Below are 21,482 nucleotides of genomic sequence, written 5' to 3' on the forward strand. Positions count from 1 at the left end.
ATATTACTAATACTTTTAAGAATAGAAATCTTATAAATAAATAGCGGATGAGAAATTTGGATGTTTCGTATCCTTTTCCGAAATGATCGGAGTTTCTCCTTCCGGTATTGGCCAGTCAATCCGGATCGTCGGATCGTTCCACATAATTCCGGCTTCGGAAGACGGATCATAAAAGTCTGTACATTTATACAAAAACTCTGCTGTGTCCGATAAAACATAAAAACCATGTGCAAATCCTTCCGGTACATACATCATATTTTTTTCCTCGGCAGAAAGAGTAGCGCCATACCACTGACCATATGTTTTTGAATCTTTGCGGATATCAACAACAACATCATAGACTTTACCGCTGATCACACGGACAAGCTTGCCCTGTGTATGTTCTTTCTGGTAGTGCATACCACGCAGAACGCCCTTTGTTGATTTTGACTGATTATCCTGTACAAAGACCATATCCAGTCCCAGTTCTTTGAATTCATTATAGTTATATGTTTCCATAAAATAGCCACGATTATCCCCAAAGACTGTTGGCTGGATCAAATATAACCCCTCGATCTGTCCACATTGTTCAATTTGAAATTTTCCCATTTCCTGCCTCCAAATTTAGAATCGGAGAAATTGTTTCCAAAAAAAATGTTCAAACATTTTTTTAGAAATAATTTCTAAAACGACTCTTTTTTCTATATTGTATGAGCGAAGACATACTATTTATACTATAGCATTATTAGCGAGACTTAGCAAATAATTTTTTGTGCCTTTTGGACTTGGCAGATGCTTCTTTTCGTGACTTTGCTGCGGGGATCGGATTTTCACAACTCGATGCGGTTTCGGCAAGATCTTCCCGTACCTCTGACAGGATTTTGTTTAACAGGGTAATCTGTTGTTCCTGCAGATCCTGCCGCTGTCGCGAAAGGTAATGGATCTCTTTTAACAGTCGTGTACTGACTTCTTCACAGATTTCTTCTTTTGTATCACCGATACAGTCTGTCAATGCAGAAGAGATCATTTGATGCAAAATATTCTCAAATTGCTGTAATTTATCAGAGGAATCCACAGCTTTTGGCGTATCATTGGAATACGAGGCATCTAATGAGGTGGCATGAGGATGAAGCGGCATTACCTGTGCGCTATGTTCCATGGAATGCGACATGCTTTCTTCTAAGACACGATTATTTAACTCCTCGCGGAGCCGGTATAATTTCTGCGTATCATAAGTACATACTGTTTTAATGTCCGGCAAAAGAAGTTTGATCGCTTTAAGTTGAAAGCCTTTTTCTTTTAATTCTTTGATATTTTGTAAAAGAGCAAGGTCAGAGTTGACATAAAAACGATGCCCTTTGGCATTGCGGTGAATCTGTAGATCCAATTCATCTTCCCAGTAACGTAGAACGTGCGGTTCAACCGATAGTTGTCTGGCTGTATCCGAAATAGTATGAAATTTTTCCATGATGGTAATGTCCTCCTAGAGATATTCTTTGATAATTTCTTCGATCAGTTGCATTTTTTCTTTTGTTGCGGCAGTAGCAGTGTTTTCCTGCTCGATCTGCTGAATGTCTTTTGCGAGTTTTTCTTCCTGCACCAGAGAATCGATCAATTCCCGCATTTCTTTGCTAAAGGTACTTTTCGGCTTTTCTTCCCGTTCTTTTTGATTCATTTTTTCTAATTGCACCATATGATCCAGGCGATCCTGTCCTTCTAAGCTTGATGTAATATCAAAGTATGCATTTTGGTACGCTTTTTGTAGTTCCGGGTGAAGATATTGATTTTCAAGCTTGGACTGGATTGTATTTTCAAGATAATCTAACAGTTGCAGTTTAAGACATCTTTTTTTGTGACGGATCCTAAAAAGCATTTCACTTAATCCGATCAAAGACAGTAAAAAGAGTGGGATAAGAATCTGTAAGAGAAGCTGTCTCATCGGCTGTCTGCCGGCTATTCCCTGGATCAGAGCCAGCAGGGAAGTACTGATCAGGAGTGCTGTGGCAAAAAGATCGGTATTTTCTAATGTATAAAGAGACAGCTTAAATACATGGTACCGTTCTAAATGCCGGCTTACAAAACAATCCGGGTCATTGATGGATATTCGGATCTTATAACTTGCCTCGTATTTTGTAAGCATAGCACGAAGCCATTTGTTTTTCGTTGTCTGAAGCTGTCGTGAGTCGTGTAACAGCTTATGGTATATTATTGCACAAATGCATTTTAACAGGATGGAAGCTGCAGTGCATATTACCATCCCCAGCAGTAAACGTCGATCTTCGCATAAATCTTTCAAAATAGTTATAACCTCCTTTGATTTATTAATGTACTCTCGAAAATTTTTACTCAGAAGATTCCGGGAATGCATTATTACAGTGGCTGTTTCTATGATACCTCGTCTGGCAGCAGACAAAAGGAGTGTTCGTATGTCAAATTTTCGCTTTCTTCGACAATTGTGCCGGAACAGAGCGGGATTTTCACATTGCAGAAGTGATATAAAAGGGGAATGTTAAGCTTTTATTATGGTAAATATACTGGAATAAAAAGAAGCGTTTTGTTATGATACACAAAAGGAATGGTAGAAGAAATTTTGTAATAGATACAAAAAGAAAATGTTACAAAGAAACACAAAAGAAGCAATAACGGAAGGGAAAGGTGAAAACATGATCTATCAGGAAATTGTTTCGGTGTTAAAACGATATGACTATCGGGATATCCGGTTAAATATACCGGGCGTTTATATGGCTTTAAGGCAGGAAGGACAGAACGGATATGTCGTTGTGACAGTAGATGAAACAGTTGGAAATACATTGAGCCGGGAACAGTTTTTGCATATTGCAGAGCAGATCCGGGATTTTTTAAGAAAGAAGGACTGCTTTTACAGTCGTTTCCTCTATCTGTTAGTCAGTGAAGAGGAAGAAAGTGTACATCGTCTGTTTCAGGGGCAGGACTGTTTTTGGAGGATCATTCCGTCAAGGCGTTGTCTTATGGTTTTTGAAACCTCTGACCAAAGTTTTCTGGAACTTCGCAAACCATTAGAACAGATTTTTCCGGGAATTTCTAACTCGAATGATCGGTATGGACAGCAGCAAGGCAATGAAAACCGGCAGAACAATGGAAATTGGCAACAGCAAAATAACGGAAGCTGGCAGAATACACAAAGATATCGCTCGAATTTTAATTGGAATGCATTGAAAACGCAAAAACTTCCATGGTGCAACATTATAATCATTGTATTAAACGTTCTTGTTTTTTTGTATACGGATCTTTTTGCGTATAGTCAAAATGATGCGATTGTCAATGCCGGTGCTTTAAGCTGGTATGCCGTGTTAGAGCAGGGGCAATGGTACCGTCTTTTGACTTGTATGTTTTTGCATAGCAATCTGGAACATATTTTTAATAATATGCTGATCCTTGGTTATGTCGGTTCCTGTCTGGAAGAGAAGATAGGAAGCATTCGTTACGGTATCCTGTATCTGGCATCGGGAATCCTTGCAGGCTGTGCGTCGATGGGGTATAATATGCTGCAGAATGATAACGTGGTATCCATAGGTGCTTCCGGTGCGATCTTTGGTGTGATCGGGGCTATGCTTTTTGTTGTTCTGGCAAGACGGAATGAGGAAGACCGCTATACGGTCAGACAGATCGCTGTTATGGCTGCACTTAGTTTATATGGTGGTCTGACCAGCCAGGGTGTTGATAATGCAGCTCATTTTGGCGGCTTTATTGCCGGATTTATTTTGGCATGGATACTTACGATGCTACAAAAAAGGCGAGGTGTGTCATGAAAGTAAATATCTATTATGGTGGACGAGGTCTGATCGACGATCCGGCAATCTATGTTATGGATAAGGTCAGCAAAGTATTAGATGAATTAAATGTGAAAGTACAAAGATATAATCTGTATGAAGATAAAAGAGGAATTTCGATGCTTCCCAAAACATTAAAAGAAGCCGATGCGATTGTTCTGGCAGCCTCGGTAGAATGGATGGGGATCGGTGGTCTTTTGTGGCAGTTTCTGGATGCCTGCTGGTTATATGGTGACAAAGAAAAGATCAAATCACTTTATATGATGCCGGTTGTTCTCTCCACCACATATGGAGAAAAAGAGGCACAATTTACAATGGTAAAAGCATGGGAAATGCTTGGTGGTATTCCCTGTAATGGCATTTGTGCATATGTCAACGACACGGCAACCTTTGAAACAAGTACCGAATATTCGTATCTGATCGAAAAAAGTATTGAAAACTTCTATCGTGTTTTTTCAAAGAAAATGAGCTCTTTACCATCCAGCAGTATGGCAGTCAGGGAAAATGTCATGCAGCCAAAAGCGATTCGTCTGACACCACAGGAAAGCGAGCAGCTATCTGAATTTGTATCGGATGAATCGTATGTGCGCCAGCAAAAAGAAGATATCCAGGAACTTTCACAGATGTTTAAAGCGATGCTTGGTGACGATGCCGGGCAAAAAGAGGAGGAACCCTATATACAGGAATTTAAAGAGGCATTTCAGCCAATCCCGAATGTTGCCCTGTCTTTCCAATGGGAACTGACCGATATTCAAAAGAAGCTTGTATTTGAAATTGATAATGGTGCGTTAAACTGCTATTATGGAGAGAAAGAGGATGCAGATGTAGAGATCCGTTCTACAAAGCAGATCCTTGAAAAAGTAATCCATGGTGAAGCACCGCTTCAGACAGCATTTATGGGTGGAGAACTGACAGCAAAAGGAAACTTTCGTGTACTTCATACATTTGACTCACTGTTTCGTTTTCGATAAAGTTGTTGGTAAGCTGTAAGGTTTGGCAGTCTGAAAACATTCGTTTTCATCTGAGATAAAAATAAAGAGACATCCGTTTGTGATGCAGAAAGGAAGAGAAGAAAGTATGGAAAAAACAGTAAAGGACGATTGTATTTTTTGTAAAATAGCCAATGGTGAGATTTCATCGAATACGATTTATGAGGATGAACATTTTCGTGTGATCATGGATATCAATCCGGCATCAAAAGGACATTGTATCATTTTGCCGAAGACACATGCAGCCAATCTGTATGAACTCCCGGATGACTGGTGTAAAGAGGTAATGCCGGTTGCAAAAAAATGTGCTGCGGTGTTAAAGGATGTTCTTGACTGTGAAGGCGTTAATGTGTTACAAAACAATGGTGCGCTTGCAGGACAGACGGTATTTCATCTGCATGTTCATCTGATCCCGCGTTATCAGGATGATACCGTAGAGATCCAATGGAAACCGACACAGAGAACGGATACCGAAGAGCTTGCAAAAAAGATCCGTGAAGCATTTGCAGACTAAGAAGATAAAAAAACATCAAAATGAATGGAGGAACAAGTAAATGTTAAGTTTAATTCCCGTATTGGGAGCATTAGATCCTGTAGCATTACTCAGGGCATTGCCGGGTAGTGTTTCACAGGGATTGATCTGGGGTATTATGTCGATCGGTGTATATATTACTTTTAAGATTCTGGATTTTGCCGATCTGACCGTGGATGGAACCTTGGCAACAGGTGGTGCGGTAACAGCTATGATGATCCTGAATGGATATTCACCGGTCGTATCATTAGTTGTTGCATTTATAGCAGGCATGGCAGCAGGATTTATTACCGGTGTTTTACATACTGTATTTGGAATCCCTGATATATTAGCAGGTATTCTGACGCAGATCGCATTGTATTCCGTTAATTTGAATATCACCGGGGGAAAAGCAAATCAGGCGATAAGTGTAGACCAGTTTCCATTGATCGTAACATTGCGTGAGATTTCACATACGATTCTGGTTACGGCAATCATTACGATTGCTGTGATCGCTGTTTTATATTGGTTCTTTGGAACAGAGATGGGATTTACGATCCGTGCAACCGGATGCAATCCTAATATGTCAAGAGCGCAGGGTATCAATACTTCTGTCGCAAAAGTTATCGCACTTGTCTTTTCAAATGGTCTGGTAGGATTTGCAGGCGGAATCTTAGCACAGTATCAGGGGAACTGTGATGTGAATATGGGACGAGGTTCGATCGTTATCGGTCTTGCATCTGTTATCATTGGTGAAGTGCTTGGAGAGGCATTATTTGGAAAGAAGTTAAACTTCTGCGGAAGACTTCTTTTTGTAGCGATCGGAAGTATTATTTACTATATCGTTATCAGTTTTGTATGCTGGCTTGGTCTGCCATCGATCGATATGAAACTGTTCTCAGCGATCGTAGTAGCTGTTTTCCTTGCTGTGCCATACATGCGCGGTAAGATGAAAAACTCATATCGAAAAGCAGCGAAGGGAGGCAGTAAGGCATGTTAGAATTAGTCAATATCCATAAAACTTTTAATCTTGGAACGATCAATGAAAAGAAAGCACTGAATGGTGTAAATCTACGATTAGATGAAGGTGATTTCGTAACAGTGATCGGTGGCAATGGTGCCGGTAAATCAACCGTTCTGAATGCGATCGCAGGTGTCTGGCCGATCGACACCGGAAATATCATTATTGACGGACAGGACGTAACAGGTCTTCCGGAGCATAAAAGAGCAGCTTTCTTAGGACGTGTTTTTCAAGATCCAATGAATGGTACGACAGCAACAATGGAGATTGAAGAAAATCTTGCATTGGCTGCCAGACGTGGAAAAAGACGTGGATTAAGCTGGGGTATCACAAAGAAAGAAAAAGAAGAATACAGAGAGTTATTAAAGATGTTAGATCTCGGACTTGAAGATCGCATGACATCCAAAGTCGGTCTTTTGTCAGGTGGCCAAAGACAGGCATTGACTCTTTTGATGGCAACCTTAAAGAAACCAAAGCTTCTTTTGCTCGATGAGCATACAGCTGCTCTTGATCCTAAGACAGCCGCCAAAGTGCTTGCATTATCCGATAAGATGATTGAAGAAAACAATCTGACAGCAATGATGGTTACACATAATATGCGTGATGCGATCGTGCATGGCAATCGGCTGATCATGATGAATGAAGGAAAAGTCATCTTAGATATCAAGGGAGAAGAAAAGAAGAAACTGACCGTAGAAGATCTTCTTCATAAGTTTGAAGAGATCAGTGGGGAAGAGTTTGCAAATGATAAGGCACTGCTCAGTAAATAAACTGCGTAGATAGTATATTTTGTGCGACGATAAAAAAGCTCTGCTACATGGATTAGATGTGGCAGAGCTTTTTTGTTTTCCACTTTCGGAAATTAATTCAACTCATCTAAAGTCAGCTCATAGGCCGGCAGAAATTCTTTTACAAAGATATCGGCTTCTTCACAGTGCAATTCTGTGATCGCTTTTGCAATAGTCTGTTTTGCACTTTTAAACTCGGCATTACCTGCTTTTTCCTCCTCAATACATTTAATGTAAGCAGAAAGCTTGTCAGCAGCTTTTACGATAAGCTTTTCGTATGCATCAAGGCTGCTTTCTGTAAAATAGCTTTCGTAAGAGGTTCGAAGATCGTCCGGCAGCATATTAAGAAGCCGGAAAGCAGCAGTTTTTTCAATCTGTTTATAGGCATCCTGAATCGTTGGGTTTTCGTATTTGATCGGTGTAGGCATGTCTCCGGTGATGATCTCGGTACAGTCATGGTAAACACCGAGCATGGCGATCCGGTCGGCATTCAGGTCTTTGCTTAGACGGGTGTTGCCAATGAAAGCCAAAGCATGGGAAAGAATGGCTACTTCCAAAGAATGCTCGCTGATATTTTCTTCCTCTGCATTGCGCATCAATGCCCAGCGTTTGATGTATTTCATACGTGCTAACATAGCATAAAATGTATTTTTCTTTTGCATTATTCTTTATCCTTTTCTAACATCTTTTTGATATAGGCTCCGGTATAGGACTTCTTGCATTTTGCAACCTGCTCAGGTGTTCCTGTTGCAACAACCGTACCACCACGGCTTCCGCCTTCCGGTCCGATATCAATGATATAATCCGCTGTTTTGATCACATCAAGATTATGCTCTATCACGACTACGGTATTGCCGCTTTCTGACAGACGGTGCAAAATCTCGATCAGCTTGTGGACATCGGCAAAATGTAAGCCGGTTGTTGGTTCGTCTAAGATATAGAACGTTTTTCCGGTAGCACGTTTACTTAGTTCTGTAGCAAGTTTGATACGTTGTGCTTCCCCGCCGGAAAGAGTAGTGGATGGCTGGCCTAACTTGATATAAGAAAGCCCGACATCGTTTAAGGTTTCGATCTTACGCCGGATCTTTGGCAATGCATCAAAGAAATGAACCGCTTCGTCAACAGTCATATCCAGTACATCTGCAATCGTCTTTCCTTTGTATTTGACATCCAATGTATCACGATTGTAGCGTTTACCACCACAGACTTCGCAAGGAATATAAATATCAGGCAGGAAATTCATTTCGATCTTGTTGATACCGTCACCACCACAGGCTTCACATCGTCCGCCTTTGGCATTGAAGCTGAAACGTCCTTTTTTATAGCCGCGTGCTTTCGCATCCGGTGTGCTTGCAAAAAGATCACGGATCAGATCAAAAACACCGGTATAGGTTGCGGGATTTGAGCGTGGTGTTCGTCCGATCGGAGACTGATCGATCGCAATGACTTTATCAAGCTGTTCTAATCCTTGGATTTCTTTATGTTTTCCGGGGATACAGCGTGCACGGTTCAGGTTCTTTGCAAGACTCTTATATAAGATTTCATTGACTAAAGAGCTTTTACCCGAACCGGATACACCGGTAACACAGGTCATGACCCCAAGTGGAAATTCGACGTTGATATTCTTTAAATTGTTTTCCTGTGCACCGATCACTTTGATCGAACCGTTCGGTTTCCTGCGTTTCTTCGGGATCGGAATCTTGATTCTGCCGCTCAGGTATGCGCCTGTGATCGAGTTTTCATTTTGCATGATCTCTTTGGCTGTACCGGTTGCAACGATCTCACCGCCATGTACACCGGCTCCCGGACCGACATCAACAATATAGTCGGCAGCAAGCATCGTATCTTCATCGTGCTCTACAACGATCAGGGTATTTCCAAGATCTTTTAGATGGATCAGAGTTCTTAATAATTTATCATTATCTCTCTGGTGTAAACCGATACTTGGTTCATCCAGGATATAAGCAACACCGACTAAGCCCGAGCCGATCTGCGTCGCAAGACGGATTCTCTGGGCTTCACCACCTGAAAGTGTACCGGCATTACGGGATAATGTCAGATAATCAAGACCGACATCCATTAAGAAACCAAGACGTGCATGGATCTCTTTTAGGACAAGTTCTCCGATTGCAAGCTGACGTGGTGTTAATTGTAAATGATCCATAAAATCTGTCAGATCACCGATCGACATATCGGTCAGCGCACTGATATTCTTATCACCGATCGTAACGGCAAGAGGACCGGGTTTCAAACGCTTTCCTTTGCACGTAGTACATGGAATGATCTCCATGAAAGTTTCATATTCTTTTTTTACAGTATCGGATGCTGTTTCGCGATAACGCCGCTCGACATTCTTGATCACACCTTCAAACGGGATATCATAAATGCCTGTACCGCGCTGGCCGGTATATTTAACACGGACGGTCTTTCCTTTGGTACCATGCATGATCAGATCTCTTGCTTCTTCGGAAAGATCCTGATATGGCGTGTTGATATCGAAACCATAATCTCTGGCGATCGCATCAAGGATCGTGCGTCCGTAGCTTGTCTCGGAAGTTGCCGACTGCCAGCCGGGTACGGCAAGTGCGCCTTCGGGGATGCTCAGAGTCGGATCAGGCACGATCAAGGATTCTGAAAATTCCATACTGTAACCGATACCATGACAAGTTTCACAAGCACCGAAAGGATTGTTAAAAGAGAAGTTTCTCGGTTCGAGCTCATCAATGCTGATATTACAATCCGGGCAGGAAAAGCTTTGGCTGAAATGAATCTGTCCTTTGTTTGGAATATCGACAGTCATTAATCCGTCAGAAAGCTTTAATACACTTTCAATCGAATCAGACAGTCTTTTTTGAATGCCGTCACGGACAACCAGACGATCGACCATGATATCAATATTATGCTTTTTATTCTTTTCGAGCTGGATCTCTTCGGAAAGGTCATAAAGATGTCCGTCGATAACAACACGGATATAACCGCTTTTACGTGCGGATTCGAGAATCTTGACATGTTCTCCCTTGCGTCCGCGCACGACAGGGGCTAAAAGCTGTAGTCGTGTTCCTTCTTCATAGGTCATGATTTCATCAACCATCTGGTCAACGGACTGTTTTTTGATCTCTTTTCCACACTTTGGACAATGAGGAATGCCGGCTCTTGCAAAAAGAAGACGGAAATAATCATAGATTTCCGTAACGGTTCCGACTGTAGAACGTGGGTTGCGGTTTGTGGATTTCTGATCGATCGAAATAGCCGGCGAAAGCCCTTCAATGCTTTCTACATTTGGTTTTTCCATACGCCCGAGGAACATGCGAGCGTAAGAAGAGAGTGATTCCATATATCTGCGCTGCCCTTCCGCATAGATCGTATCAAAAGCAAGTGAAGATTTTCCGGAACCGGAAAGACCGGTAAATACCACAAATTCTTCTCTTGGAATATCAAGAGATACATTTTTTAAATTATGTTCCTGTGCTCCGCGGATGCGGATATATTTTTTGGCTTCCTGATGTTTTGCCATTGTATTCTCCGTTTCCAACGATATGATCAGAAAATCTCTTTATGATTCCTACAGGCAGATTCTTTTGATCCATATCGTTTTATTATTATTGTTTGCAAATTGTAAAGAAAGATGCTTAAGAGTTTTCTTTACAACTGATTTATAGTAAAAATCAAAACAGGATATGCTAAAGATAGTAGCACGAAATAAAAAAGAAAGCAAGTACATATGTTCGGAAAAGATGATGCGTGGCGGACTTTTTTTAAATGTTTTCCGGCAGGAACATTATGTGGCAGTAAAAAAATATTTTTGATGGAGAATATGCACAATAAAGTGCACATAAAAAAGCAGAAAAAAAGGAATTTAGACGAAAAAAATTCTTGAAGAGGATGTCTGGTTGAAGTATAATAGCATAAGGAGACTTATTTCGTACAAGGGGGTAAAGAATTATGTTAAAGTCAGGAGCAAAGGTTATTGCTGTTTGTTCAGCAGGAATTAATTCGGACTATAATGATTCTTTATGGGGTGCCTTTCATTCGTTAGCAAATCTTTTTGATTTTAAAATATTATTTTTTAATTCATTTAGTGATCTATATTCTTATGAGAAGCATGACATAGGTGAGAGCAACATCTTCCAGCTTATGAATTATGAGATTTTAGATGGTGTCATTATTCTTTCCGAGACAATTAAATATAAAAAAGTATGTTACGATATTATTGAGAAGGCAAATGCTTACAATATCCCTGTAGTATCAATGGATGCAACATTAGACGGCTGTTATAGTGTGAATTTTGAATATGCACATGCAATGGAAGAAATTATTGAACATCTGATCAAGGTACATCATTATACAAAGATCAATTTTATCGCGGGCATCAAAGGTAATCCGTACTCAGAGGAACGTTTGGAAACGTATCGGCGTGTGTTGGAGCGGCATAATATTCCGGTAGAAGAAGAACGTATCGGATATGGTGATTTCTGGTCACAGCCTACGAAGAAAGTGATCGATCAGTTCATCGCATCGGACCTTCCTTTTCCGGAAGCGATCGTATGTGCAAATGATGGAATGGCGATTGCTGCATTTAAGTATTTACAGCAGTCAGGATATGAAGTGCCAAAGGATGTTGCACTTACCGGTATGGATGGCATTCGCGAAGCGATGGAGCATGCACCGATGATCACAACATCGCATCATGATTATTACAATGCTGTCATTACGGCATTTAAAGTGTTAGAAAGTCTCTTTAAAGGCGAAAGACCACCGAAACAGAGCTGGGTAAGTTCTAAGGTGCTTCTTGGCGGTACTTGCGGCTGTCAGGAAAGAGAGCACAAATCATACAATACCTTGGCAAGAGAATTGTATGAGCAGATTGACGATTATAACCATTTTAATGAGATTCAGGTCGCATTGGCTGCAGATCTGACCGATAATGATTCGTTCTGGGGTGTTTTTGATAACCTTACAAAGTATGCGGATAATTTCTGCTCTGATCGTTTTTGGCTGTGTATTGTAGATGATTTTCTTAGTGAAAAAGAAGTTTTGGCAGATATTATAGAAGAATCTTCATTCAAGCGTATCGGATATTCAACAAGAATGGATATCATGCTTTCAAGAGAGAACGGAGAATGGCAGGGAATCACGGATTTTGATACATCAGTATTGCTTCCGAAGTTAGAGGAAGTATTGGAAGAAGAGAATAACGTAATGTTTTTACCGCTGCATGTATTAGAGCAGACGATCGGATATGTTGCACTGGTATTTGATCCCGATATCATGCGTATGAATTATGCATACCAGTTTTTTATGAATATCAGTAATGCGTTAGAGACAACGAAGACACACCAGCGTCAGCAGGCAATCATCAATAATTTAGAGATAAAATATATTCATGATCCAATGACCGGTCTGTTTAACAGAAGAGGCTTTTATCAGAGACTGGAGCCTGTATATAATATATGCGCAAAGGAAAGCTGCAAAGTATTGGTTATGTCAGTTGATCTGAACGGATTAAAGCAGATCAATGACACATATGGTCATGCAGATGGTGATATTGCGATTACAACAATTGGTAAAGCATTATCATATGTAGCAAGTGACAAGCACACCTGTGCACGGTTTGGTGGCGATGAGTTTGTTGTAGCAGGTCCTGTGGAAAACGATGAAGAGGGAGAAGAATTCTATAAAGAAGTGCTTGCCTATTTGGATCGCTTCAATGAAAAATCCAACCGGCCATACCAAGTAAGTGCAAGTATCGGCTATGTGACCGGAACACCGGACAATGGTATCACATTGGATGAATTTATCAAAGCGGCAGATGAAAAAATGTATCAGGAAAAGGTACGTTATCATTCGCGTCAGGGAAGATAAAAGAGTAGAAAAATGAACCGCCCTTATCATGTCAGATGACAGATCTAACAGCGAAAGGACGGTTTCTTTTTTCGGTAAAAAAATAGAAATAAAGCAGATGATCCTGAAAGATCAAAATACAGACTTTTGGGTCTGGTCATGAGATGGATCATCATTAGAAATGAGGAAGAAAATGCAGGAAGAATATGAAATTTATGGTGGTTTTGCTTCTGTTTATGATGAGTTCATGGATAATATTCCCTATGATGCATGGTATGAATATTTGCATGGTTTATTAAAAGAATATGGTATATCGGATGGAATTGTAGTTGACATAGCCTGTGGAACAGGAGAAATCACCAGACGGCTGTCACAGGATGGCTATGATATGATCGGGATAGATATTTCGAAAGATATGTTAAATATTGCCAGACAAAAATGTGATCCGGATGTACTTTTACTTTGTCAGGACATGCGGCAGATGGATCTGTACGGAACAGCAAAAGCGATGGTGTGTCTTTGTGATGGAATGAATTATCTGTGCAGGAAAGAAGATCTGTTACAGGCATTACAAAGAGTAAGACTTTTCATGGATCATGGCGGGATTTTTATTTTTGATATGAAGACACCGCATTTTTATCAGGATATCTTAGGAGACCGTACGATCACCGACAATCGGGAAGATGCAAGTTATATCTGGGAAAATTCCTATGATCGGGACACAAGGATCAATGAATATCTTTTAACTGTTTATGAGCTGGCAGATGAAGAAAGAGACCTTTTTGTCAGGACAGATGAAGTGCATCGGCAAAAAGCATATATGGAAGAAGAAGTTAAAAAAGCCATTGAAGAAAGCGGGATGCAATGTATGGCAGTATATAACGCATTTACCAAAGATGCACCGGATAAACAGACACAGAGGATGTATTTCGTAGTTCGTAAAGAATAGATGGATTATTCAAAGAGAATGGTATATACTGCAAAAGAATATAGGAATACGCAAAAGAAAAGATGTATTCTATAAAAGTCAGACAGGATAAAAAATACATTCCGTAAAAATCAGGCAGAATACAAAAAGGATGTTATCCTATATAAAATAGAAAAAGCAGAGAAAAGAAAATAAAAAATAAGAAATGAGGAATAAAAATGAGCCAGGATTATATTGTAAGAGCAACCGCAGCACAGCAGCAATTACGTGTATTTGCGATCACTTCAAGAGATTTAGTGGAGCAGGGAAGAAAGATTCATAATACAAGCCCGGTCGCAACAGCGGCACTGGGACGTCTTCTTACGGCAGGTGCGATGATGGGCAGCATGATGAAGGGTAATAAAGATGTTTTGACACTTCAGATCGAATGCGGTGGTCCGATTGGTGGAGTTACCGTGACAGCGGATGCTAATGCAAATGTAAAAGGTTATGTCAACCAGCCGAATGTGATCATACCGGCAAATAAGGATGGAAAGTTGGATGTATCCGGTGCGATCGGACCGGGCTTTTTGAATGTGATTCGTGATATCGGTATGAAAGAGCCTTATAATGGTCAGGTTCATCTCGTTTCGGGAGAGATTGCCGAGGATTTGACATATTATTATGCTACATCTGAACAGATCCCTTCTTCTGTAGGACTGGGCGTTTTGCTTGACAAAGAAAATTTTGTAAAACAGGCAGGTGGTTTTATTATTCAGGTAATGCCTTTTGCAGAAGATGAAGTCATTGATAAAGTAGAGGAATCCTTAAAGCATATTCATTCCGTGACTTCTCTGTTAGAGCAGGGAATGACACCGGAGGATATGCTGCATCATCTTTTAGGTGATCTGGATCTGGAAATCTTAGACCGCATGCCTGCTCAATATGCATGCAACTGTTCGAAGGAGCGTGTTGCAAAAGCAATTGCAAGTATCGGCAGGGCAGACTTAGAGGATATGATACAGGCTGGCGAAACGATCGAAACAAATTGTCAGTTTTGTGGTTCCCATTACTACTTCACAACAGAAGAGCTTAAATCATTTTTAAAATAGGAAAAATGGAAACAGCAGAGGGATACAGGATAACATACAGGCATTGCATTTTTAGTAAGACAGAACAGATAAGGAGAGTGGAAAGAGTGAAACATAAGAAAAAGTTATTTGGATTGGGAATTGGTATGGCAGCCGCAATCGCCTTAGGCAGTGCACCGGCAAAACAGGCAAGTGCTGCAGCAGTCGGATATATCAATATTACGAAGATTACATATTTGTATAACGGTGCAGGAACCAGTACAGGTGTCGTTGTATCGAATAAGAAGAAAGTACGTCTGACAAATTACAAGAAAGTTTCCGTCATCGGTAAAAAAGGAGATTGGTATCATATCAAATATACACAGAATAAAGTGGTATATAAAGGATATGCAAAGAAAAATCAAGTCTCCGTACTGAGCGGTCAGGTGAAAACTGCCGTATATGGCAGGATTAATGTAAACAGCACGAAGATCTGGAAGAGTGCTGACAGCAGTTCGAAAACATTGCGATCGGGCAAGAAGAACATTACATTAAAAAGAACGAACAAAGTGCAGATCGTTTCAGAAAAGCTTGTTAAAAATGTAAAGTGGTATAAAGTATCTTTTTCGTTAAGCGGTACAGCTTATAAGGGTTACATCAAATCCAAAAATGTCTATCTGCTTGCCGAAAAAGGTCTTCCGGCAATTATGAAAACAACAAAGTCGATTCCGTTATATAAGAAAGCAGGTAAAAAGACAGTTGTCCGTTCCAAAGGGAAAAAAGTATCCATTCCGAAAAAACTGGAATTAACGATCACAGGCCAGAAACTTGCAGCCGGTAAGAAATATATAGCTGTCAAGATGGTGTATAACAAAAAGACGGTTAAAGGCTATGTGGCAGATAAAAACATTGCCTTTCAGATTGTTACAGATGAAAATATTGCGACCGCAACCGATCTGTCAACGCTTTCTGATCCACAGTTTCGTGCAGCTATGTTAGAAGCAGGTTTTCCGAGCAGTTACATCGGAGCACTTGCACAGCTTCATCAGGCATATCCGAAATGGAGCTTTTCACCTTATATTACCGGTTTAGACTGGAATACCGTCATTTCTAAAGAGAGCAAGGTTGGTCTGAATCTGATCAGCAATGCCAAATCAGCAGAGTGGAAATCCAAAGCGGCAGGTGCATACAATGCAACGACCGGCAAATATATCCCATTTGATGGAAGTACATGGGTAACGGCATCAGAAGCAGCTGTAAGATATTATATGGATCCAAGAAATTTCCTGGATGGAAGAGGAATCTTCCAGTTTGAAAGTCTGGCATATAATAAAATATCCCATACACAGTCCGGTGTCGAAAGCATTTTGAAAAACACACCGATGTATAATAAGACCTTCTCTTATCCGGACGATGTAACGAATACAACAAAAAGCATGAAATATTCGCAGGCATTTATGGCAGCAGCTGATACATCCGGTGTAAGTCCATATCATCTTGCATCAAGAGTAAAGCAGGAAGTTGTGATCAGTCCGACGACGATGAGTGATTCTGTGTCTGGAACCCGTTCAGGTTATACAGGAATCTATAATTTCTATAATATAGGTGCAACGAATACAACATCGGGAAGTGCTGTCAACAATGGTTTGAAATGGGCAAGTACGGGAACTTCCTATCTGCGTCCATGGAATTCCAGATATCGCTCAATCGTTGGAGGTGCGATCTATATCGGAGAAAAGTATATTAATGTAGGACAAAATACTTCTTATCTGCAAAAATTTAATGTAACAGAAAAGAATCGTTATAATCATCAATATATGTCTAATATTGAAGCACCAAATAGCGAAGCGACTAAGACAGCAAGTGCCTATAGTGCAACATTAAATGAAATGACATTGGTATTCTCTATTCCGGTTTATACGAATATGCCGGAAGAAGTCAGTCCGATTCCAACGAAATAAGATCTCTCAGAGAAAAACGTTTTGAGCGGATGAAACGATAAATTTACCGGTGGAAAATATCTAATGTTATAGGTTGATTTCAGTGCTTACATAATTTACAATAGATACATATTATATGCGGAAAGCATAACGGAACATGGAGGCACTTATGTGGACAGACAGCAGAAAGACAAAAAGACAAAAGACAGTGATCCGAAAAAGGACAAGTCGGGGATTTTTGTTCTTTCTGCTTTTTTGTATCATCCTTTTGAACGGGCTGTCCGGTAAGAATGCACAGGCAGCAAGTGCTTCGATTACGATCGATACCAGCAAAAAGCAGGTTGTCAAAGGAGATACGGTGTATGTTGTGATCACAGTCAGTTCATCTGAGAGTATCAAGAGCTTTAACGGTTATTTTTCATATGATAACCGCTATCTTCAATTTGTAAACGGTGGCAGTGTGGTACATGGAAATGATGATAAGTTTTTAGTAGATGATATTAATCGTACCGGCAGTGCGACAAAGTTAAAGTATTCCATCAAATTCAAAGCACGTAAGAAAGGAAGTACCACGATCGCATTACAAAAGCCATATAAAGTGTGTGCAGATGACAGTTCTTCCGGTGAGATGTCGGTTTCTTACAATGCGTTAAATATTGCTGTTTTGTCAAAGAAGGAGGCTATTGCAAGCAGTCAGCCACAGCAGAGTAATACAGAAGCACTTCCAAATGCTACAGAGCATCCACGGACAGAAGTATCCGGCAAACCTGAGACATCACCGGATAGAGCCAATGCAAAAAATCAACCGGGTCCGTCAAAAGATCCCAAGGCTTCGGCAACACCGGAAGTCACAAGAGGGCCGGATGATATTGCTGGTTCTTCCAGACTTCGTAAACTTTCGATTACAGATGCCCAGATCGCACCGGAATTTCAGCCATCGATTCGAAAGTACAGCGGATTTGTAACAACCAATCAGGATACGCTTGACATTTCCTATGAAGCAGAAGACAGCAAGGCATCTGTTACGGTAAAAGGAAATAAAAATCTAAAAGAAGGAAAACATACGATTAAAATTGTTGTAACTTCTGTCAACCATAAAAAGATCGTATATCGTTTTCAATTAAATGTTGCGAAGCAGGATCAGACAAAAGATGGAGCAAATTCGATACAGGTGACGCAGACCAATGGAAAGACCTATCTGAGTGGCGGATTGCAAATAGAATTGTTAGAGTTGGAAGATGAAAGCCTGCTTCCTGATGGTTTTTCAAAGACAACGATAGAGATAGCCGGAAATGAGCTTACAGCATTTACATTAGATAGTAGCACGGATTACAATTATGTGTTACTCTATGGAAAGGGTGATGCAGAGGGATTTTTCCTATATGATAAGCAGGAAGGAGCACTTTATCCGTATGAAAAAGTAAAGCAATGGTATCGCAGTCAGGCAAAAGACAGTCAGGACAGTACACAGACGCAGACGATCAGAAGTTATCAATATATCATTGCGATCATGGCTGTTTTGTGTGTATTGATGTTAGTGATCACGGTTGCGTTTGGAATGCATCGCAATTATCAAAAAGAAATATGGGAACAGGAAATAGAAGAAATAGATAATGATGAGATGAAGGAGGATAGATAGATCATGCAGAGACATTATACAAAAAGTGCCTTAAATGTATTAAATAATACAGCAAAAGAAGCGGAAGCATTAGGGCATAATTATATTGGAACAGAACATCTTTTACTGGCATTGATCCATACAAAAGGTGTAGCTAGTGAAGTGCTCCGGGAAAACAGGGTAGATTATGAAAAGATTGCTGATCTGATCGAAGAAAATCTTGCAATGGATGGAAGCGTTGCTTTGGTACAGAAAGCACAGCAGACACCGCGAATGAAAAGAGTGGTCGAAAATGCATTATCGGAAGCAGAACGACTGGGAGCCGCAGGAGCCGGAACAGAGCATTTGTTGATCGCACTGTTAAAGGAACAGGATTGCATTGCACTTCATTTGTTACATGCAATCGGAGTCAATGTACAAAAGCTTTATATTGATACCTTAACAGCAACCGGTCAGGATATGGCAAGTGCAAAAAATGAATATATGATGCAAAAAAGCCGTAAGAACAAGTCCACAACACCGACATTAAACCAATACAGCCGTGATCTGACAGAATATGCAAAAGACGGAAAGTTAGATCCTGTGATCGGAAGAGAAAAAGAGATTCAGAGACTTGTACAGATATTAAGTCGCAGAACGAAGAATAATCCGTGTCTGGTTGGTGAACCGGGTGTTGGTAAGACAGCAGTCGTCGAAGGTCTGGCACAAAAGATCATACAGGGAGATATACCTGAAGTGATCCAGAATAAAAGAGTGCTTGTATTGGATCTGTCCGGTATGGTTGCAGGATCAAAATATCGCGGAGAGTTTGAAGAGAGGATCAAAAAGGCGTTAAGGGAAGTATCGGCAGCCGGTAATATTCTTCTTTTCATTGATGAGATCCATACGATCATTGGTGCAGGTGGTGCAGAAGGTGCGATCGATGCAGCAAATATTTTAAAACCTGCATTAGCAAGAGGAGAGATCCAGTTGATCGGTGCTACGACCAGAGAAGAATACCGCAAATATATTGAAAAAGATGCTGCTTTAGAACGAAGATTCCAGCCGGTTGATGTAGAAGAACCAAATGAAGAAGAAAGCATTGCTATATTAAAAGGGCTTAGAAGCCGCTATGAAGAGCACCATCATGTAACGATCACGGATAGTGCGATCGTAGCAGCAGTTAAAATGTCAGAACGCTATGTCAATGACCGTTATCTGCCGGATAAAGCGATTGATGCGATCGATGAAGCAGCAGCACGCACCGGTCTGACAAAGTATCTGCCATCACCAAAGCTTCGTTTTTTAGAAGAAGAACAGATAGCGTTGGAAAAAGAAAAAGAGAATGCGGTATTTGATCAGGATTTTGAACGCGCAGGACAGATAAAAAGAAAGCAGGAAGCAGGCAGACTTGAGATAGAAAAGCTGCAGGCAGAAATGGAAAGAGAGCGGGAAGAAGTTTCGCTGGAAGTAACAGAAGCAGAAGTTGCAGATGTGATTGCTGAATGGACCAAGATTCCGGTACAAAAGTTACAGGAAGAAGAGTCTGAACGTCTTCGTCATTTAGAAGAAGAGCTGCATAAGCGTGTGATCGGACAGGATGAAGCCGTTCATGCGGTAGCAAAGGCAATCCGTAGAGGCAGAGTCGGCTTAAAAGATCCAAACCGTCCGATCGGTTCATTCTTATTCCTTGGACCAACCGGTGTTGGTAAGACTGAGCTTTCCAAAGCACTTGCACAGGCTGTCTTTGGTAAAGAAGAAGATATTATCCGCGTTGATATGTCAGAGTATATGGAAAAGCACAGCGTGTCTAAGATGATCGGATCACCACCGGGATATGTCGGATATGAAGATGGAGGTCAGCTTAGTGAGAAAGTACGTCGTCATCCATATTCCGTCATCCTTTTTGATGAGATTGAGAAAGCCCATAGTGATGTTTTTAATATTCTTCTTCAGATCTTAGAAGACGGACACATTACAGATGCACAGGGACGCAGAGTCAGCTTTAAAAACACCGTGATCATTATGACTTCAAATGCCGGAGCGCAAAGGATTATTGCACCGAAGCATCTTGGGTTCGGGACAAAAGAGGATGCCGAGGCTGATTACAAGCAGATGAAAGAAAGTGTTTTAGAAGAAGTCAAAAAGCTGTTCAAACCGGAATTTATCAATCGAATTGATGAATTACTTGTCTTTCATGTATTGACACAGCAGGATATCGAAAAGATTGCCGGTGTCTTTATTGATAAGCTTGCTAAGCGTTTACATGCACAGATGAGCATTACGTTTACCGTGACACAAAAAGCATTGGCACATATTGCAAAGAGCGGTTTTGATAAAAATTACGGTGCACGTCCGGTACGTCGTGCGATCCAGACACAGATCGAGGATGCATTAGCTGATAAAATGCTTGCAAAAGAAATTCAGCCGGGTGACTGTATCGAAGCAGATGCAGACGAAGAAAAGATCATATTTTGCAAACGGTAATAGTAGAAAAAAAGAATGAGATATGATATGATAAACATATTCTAAAAGGAACGAAATGAAGATGGATGTCATAGGAAAAACATCCAAAAGATAAAAAGAAAATTACAAAACACGGGAGGAAAAATCATGGCAGTAATTAAGGAGTTAATCCGCAAAGAAAGTAACGGAACATTAAGTTTTGGTAACTATGAGCTTGACAGCAAGCAGAAGTTATCTGATTTCGAATTTGAAGGAGATCTTTACAAGGTAAAAACATTCAAAGAGATTACAAAGCTCGAAAAGAACGGTATGTTCGTCTATGAATCTGTTCCGGGAACTGTAGTTACAAACTTAAAGGTAACAGATAAGGAGACTTCTTTTGCAGTAGAAGGTTTAGAAGATGTATCAATCACATTAGAAATGGAACCGGAATCAGACTATGTCGTATACGTGGATGGTACAAATGTCGGAAAGATGAAGACAAATCTTGCAGGTAAACTGATCCTCAGTCTGGAGATCACACCGGGACAGGTATCGGAGATTCGTGTCGTAAGAGGTTAATGC

Annotated in this window: 17 protein-coding genes; 12 read left to right on the plus strand and 5 right to left on the minus strand. The window is 40.6% G+C overall.

All coding sequences use genetic code 11. From position 1 onward, the window contains the following. Nucleotides 1-30: 30 nt before the first annotated feature. The 3 genes from rfbC to H8700_RS11755 all read right to left on the minus strand — a co-directional run bounded on the left by rfbC (nucleotide 31) and on the right by H8700_RS11755 (nucleotide 2,275). Nucleotides 31-588, minus strand: coding sequence for a dTDP-4-dehydrorhamnose 3,5-epimerase (rfbC, locus tag H8700_RS11745; protein ID WP_249305773.1), 558 nt, complete (start codon nucleotides 586-588; stop codon nucleotides 31-33). Between the two features lie 136 nt (nucleotides 589-724). After that, entirely contained in the window at nucleotides 725-1,447 is a 723-nt protein-coding gene (locus H8700_RS11750; RefSeq protein WP_022141533.1) for a helix-turn-helix domain-containing protein, read from the minus strand. A gap of 15 nt (nucleotides 1,448-1,462) precedes the next feature. Next, nucleotides 1,463-2,275 (minus strand): hypothetical protein, encoded by an 813-nt coding sequence (locus tag H8700_RS11755; protein ID WP_249305775.1) that lies wholly within the window; start codon nucleotides 2,273-2,275, stop codon nucleotides 1,463-1,465. 316 nt (nucleotides 2,276-2,591) lie between these two features. Between H8700_RS11755 and H8700_RS11760 the strand changes: the two genes are divergently transcribed. The 5 genes from H8700_RS11760 (at nucleotide 2,592) to H8700_RS11780 (ending at nucleotide 7,079) form a co-directional block, all read left to right on the plus strand. Continuing rightward, nucleotides 2,592-3,767, plus strand: a complete 1,176-nt coding sequence (locus H8700_RS11760) for a rhomboid family intramembrane serine protease (protein WP_249305777.1) — start codon at nucleotides 2,592-2,594, stop codon at nucleotides 3,765-3,767. Beyond that, a complete protein-coding gene (locus H8700_RS11765) occupies nucleotides 3,764-4,759 on the plus strand; it encodes an SCP2 sterol-binding domain-containing protein (protein WP_022141536.1) in 996 nt (331 codons plus the stop codon). Before H8700_RS11760 ends, H8700_RS11765 begins: the two co-directional genes overlap by 4 nt. A 106-nt stretch (nucleotides 4,760-4,865) precedes the next feature. Next, nucleotides 4,866-5,291 carry an HIT family protein gene (locus tag H8700_RS11770; protein WP_249305779.1) on the plus strand — a complete coding sequence of 142 codons (426 nt, stop codon included), beginning with the start codon at nucleotides 4,866-4,868 and terminating at the stop codon, nucleotides 5,289-5,291. Nucleotides 5,292-5,331: 40 nt separating this feature from the next. After that, nucleotides 5,332-6,288, plus strand: coding sequence for an ABC transporter permease (locus tag H8700_RS11775; RefSeq protein ID WP_249305781.1), 957 nt, complete (start codon nucleotides 5,332-5,334; stop codon nucleotides 6,286-6,288). Continuing rightward, nucleotides 6,282-7,079, plus strand: a complete 798-nt coding sequence (locus H8700_RS11780) for an ABC transporter ATP-binding protein (RefSeq protein ID WP_249305783.1) — start codon at nucleotides 6,282-6,284, stop codon at nucleotides 7,077-7,079. Before H8700_RS11775 ends, H8700_RS11780 begins: the two co-directional genes overlap by 7 nt. A 92-nt stretch (nucleotides 7,080-7,171) precedes the next feature. Here the strand turns inward: H8700_RS11780 and yfbR are convergent, their stop codons facing one another. After that, on the minus strand, nucleotides 7,172-7,759 hold the full coding sequence (yfbR, locus tag H8700_RS11785; RefSeq protein ID WP_249305785.1) for a 5'-deoxynucleotidase: 588 nt from the start codon (nucleotides 7,757-7,759) through the stop codon (nucleotides 7,172-7,174). Further along, a complete protein-coding gene (gene uvrA, locus H8700_RS11790) occupies nucleotides 7,759-10,611 on the minus strand; it encodes an excinuclease ABC subunit UvrA (RefSeq protein ID WP_249305788.1) in 2,853 nt (950 codons plus the stop codon). The genes yfbR and uvrA overlap by 1 nt, the downstream gene beginning before the upstream one ends. 428 nt (nucleotides 10,612-11,039) lie before the next feature. Between uvrA and H8700_RS11795 the strand changes: the two genes are divergently transcribed. From H8700_RS11795 to H8700_RS11825, 7 genes are all read left to right on the plus strand, one after another. Beyond that, nucleotides 11,040-12,959: a diguanylate cyclase domain-containing protein gene (locus H8700_RS11795; protein ID WP_249305792.1), complete on the plus strand. Its 1,920-nt coding sequence runs from the start codon at nucleotides 11,040-11,042 to the stop codon at nucleotides 12,957-12,959. Between the two features lie 172 nt (nucleotides 12,960-13,131). Continuing rightward, nucleotides 13,132-13,887: a class I SAM-dependent DNA methyltransferase gene (locus H8700_RS11800; protein ID WP_249305797.1), complete on the plus strand. Its 756-nt coding sequence runs from the start codon at nucleotides 13,132-13,134 to the stop codon at nucleotides 13,885-13,887. A gap of 197 nt (nucleotides 13,888-14,084) precedes the next feature. Beyond that, nucleotides 14,085-14,957: an Hsp33 family molecular chaperone HslO gene (gene hslO / locus H8700_RS11805; RefSeq protein ID WP_022141544.1), complete on the plus strand. Its 873-nt coding sequence runs from the start codon at nucleotides 14,085-14,087 to the stop codon at nucleotides 14,955-14,957. An 86-nt stretch (nucleotides 14,958-15,043) separates the two neighbouring features. Further along, nucleotides 15,044-16,876 (plus strand): hypothetical protein, encoded by a 1,833-nt coding sequence (locus H8700_RS11810; RefSeq protein WP_249305800.1) that lies wholly within the window; start codon nucleotides 15,044-15,046, stop codon nucleotides 16,874-16,876. 148 nt (nucleotides 16,877-17,024) lie between these two features. After that, nucleotides 17,025-18,494: a cohesin domain-containing protein gene (locus tag H8700_RS11815; RefSeq protein ID WP_249305804.1), complete on the plus strand. Its 1,470-nt coding sequence runs from the start codon at nucleotides 17,025-17,027 to the stop codon at nucleotides 18,492-18,494. A gap of 3 nt (nucleotides 18,495-18,497) precedes the next feature. Next, entirely contained in the window at nucleotides 18,498-20,939 is a 2,442-nt protein-coding gene (locus H8700_RS11820; protein ID WP_249305807.1) for an ATP-dependent Clp protease ATP-binding subunit, read from the plus strand. Between the two features lie 126 nt (nucleotides 20,940-21,065). After that, the gene (locus H8700_RS11825; protein WP_022140650.1) at nucleotides 21,066-21,479 is read left to right on the plus strand and encodes a hypothetical protein; all 414 of its coding nucleotides are present in this window, start codon (nucleotides 21,066-21,068) and stop codon (nucleotides 21,477-21,479) included. The last annotated feature ends 3 nt before the right edge of the window (nucleotides 21,480-21,482 follow it).

Origin of the sequence: Jutongia hominis, from assembly GCF_014384965.1 — a bacterium.
Taxonomy (GTDB): Bacteria; Bacillota; Clostridia; order Lachnospirales; family Lachnospiraceae; genus Butyribacter; species Butyribacter hominis.

Bases quoted from the DNA above. Each gene is read 5' to 3' on its own strand.
- H8700_RS11750 (WP_022141533.1), bottom strand. From the start codon at position 1,447: ATGGAAAAATTTCATACTATTTCGGATACAGCCAGACAACTATCGGTT.
- H8700_RS11775 (WP_249305781.1), top strand. From the start codon at position 5,332: ATGTTAAGTTTAATTCCCGTATTGGGAGCATTAGATCCTGTAGCATTA.
- H8700_RS11780 (WP_249305783.1), top strand. From the start codon at position 6,282: ATGTTAGAATTAGTCAATATCCATAAAACTTTTAATCTTGGAACGATC.
- H8700_RS11800 (WP_249305797.1), top strand. From the start codon at position 13,132: ATGCAGGAAGAATATGAAATTTATGGTGGTTTTGCTTCTGTTTATGAT.
- hslO (WP_022141544.1), top strand. From the start codon at position 14,085: ATGAGCCAGGATTATATTGTAAGAGCAACCGCAGCACAGCAGCAATTA.
- rfbC (WP_249305773.1), bottom strand. From the start codon at position 588: ATGGGAAAATTTCAAATTGAACAATGTGGACAGATCGAGGGGTTATAT.
- H8700_RS11765 (WP_022141536.1), top strand. From the start codon at position 3,764: ATGAAAGTAAATATCTATTATGGTGGACGAGGTCTGATCGACGATCCG.
- H8700_RS11815 (WP_249305804.1), top strand. From the start codon at position 17,025: ATGTGGACAGACAGCAGAAAGACAAAAAGACAAAAGACAGTGATCCGA.
- yfbR (WP_249305785.1), bottom strand. From the start codon at position 7,759: ATGCAAAAGAAAAATACATTTTATGCTATGTTAGCACGTATGAAATAC.
- H8700_RS11795 (WP_249305792.1), top strand. From the start codon at position 11,040: ATGTTAAAGTCAGGAGCAAAGGTTATTGCTGTTTGTTCAGCAGGAATT.
- H8700_RS11770 (WP_249305779.1), top strand. From the start codon at position 4,866: ATGGAAAAAACAGTAAAGGACGATTGTATTTTTTGTAAAATAGCCAAT.
- uvrA (WP_249305788.1), bottom strand. From the start codon at position 10,611: ATGGCAAAACATCAGGAAGCCAAAAAATATATCCGCATCCGCGGAGCA.
- H8700_RS11820 (WP_249305807.1), top strand. From the start codon at position 18,498: ATGCAGAGACATTATACAAAAAGTGCCTTAAATGTATTAAATAATACA.
- H8700_RS11760 (WP_249305777.1), top strand. From the start codon at position 2,592: ATGTTACAAAGAAACACAAAAGAAGCAATAACGGAAGGGAAAGGTGAA.
- H8700_RS11825 (WP_022140650.1), top strand. From the start codon at position 21,066: ATGGCAGTAATTAAGGAGTTAATCCGCAAAGAAAGTAACGGAACATTA.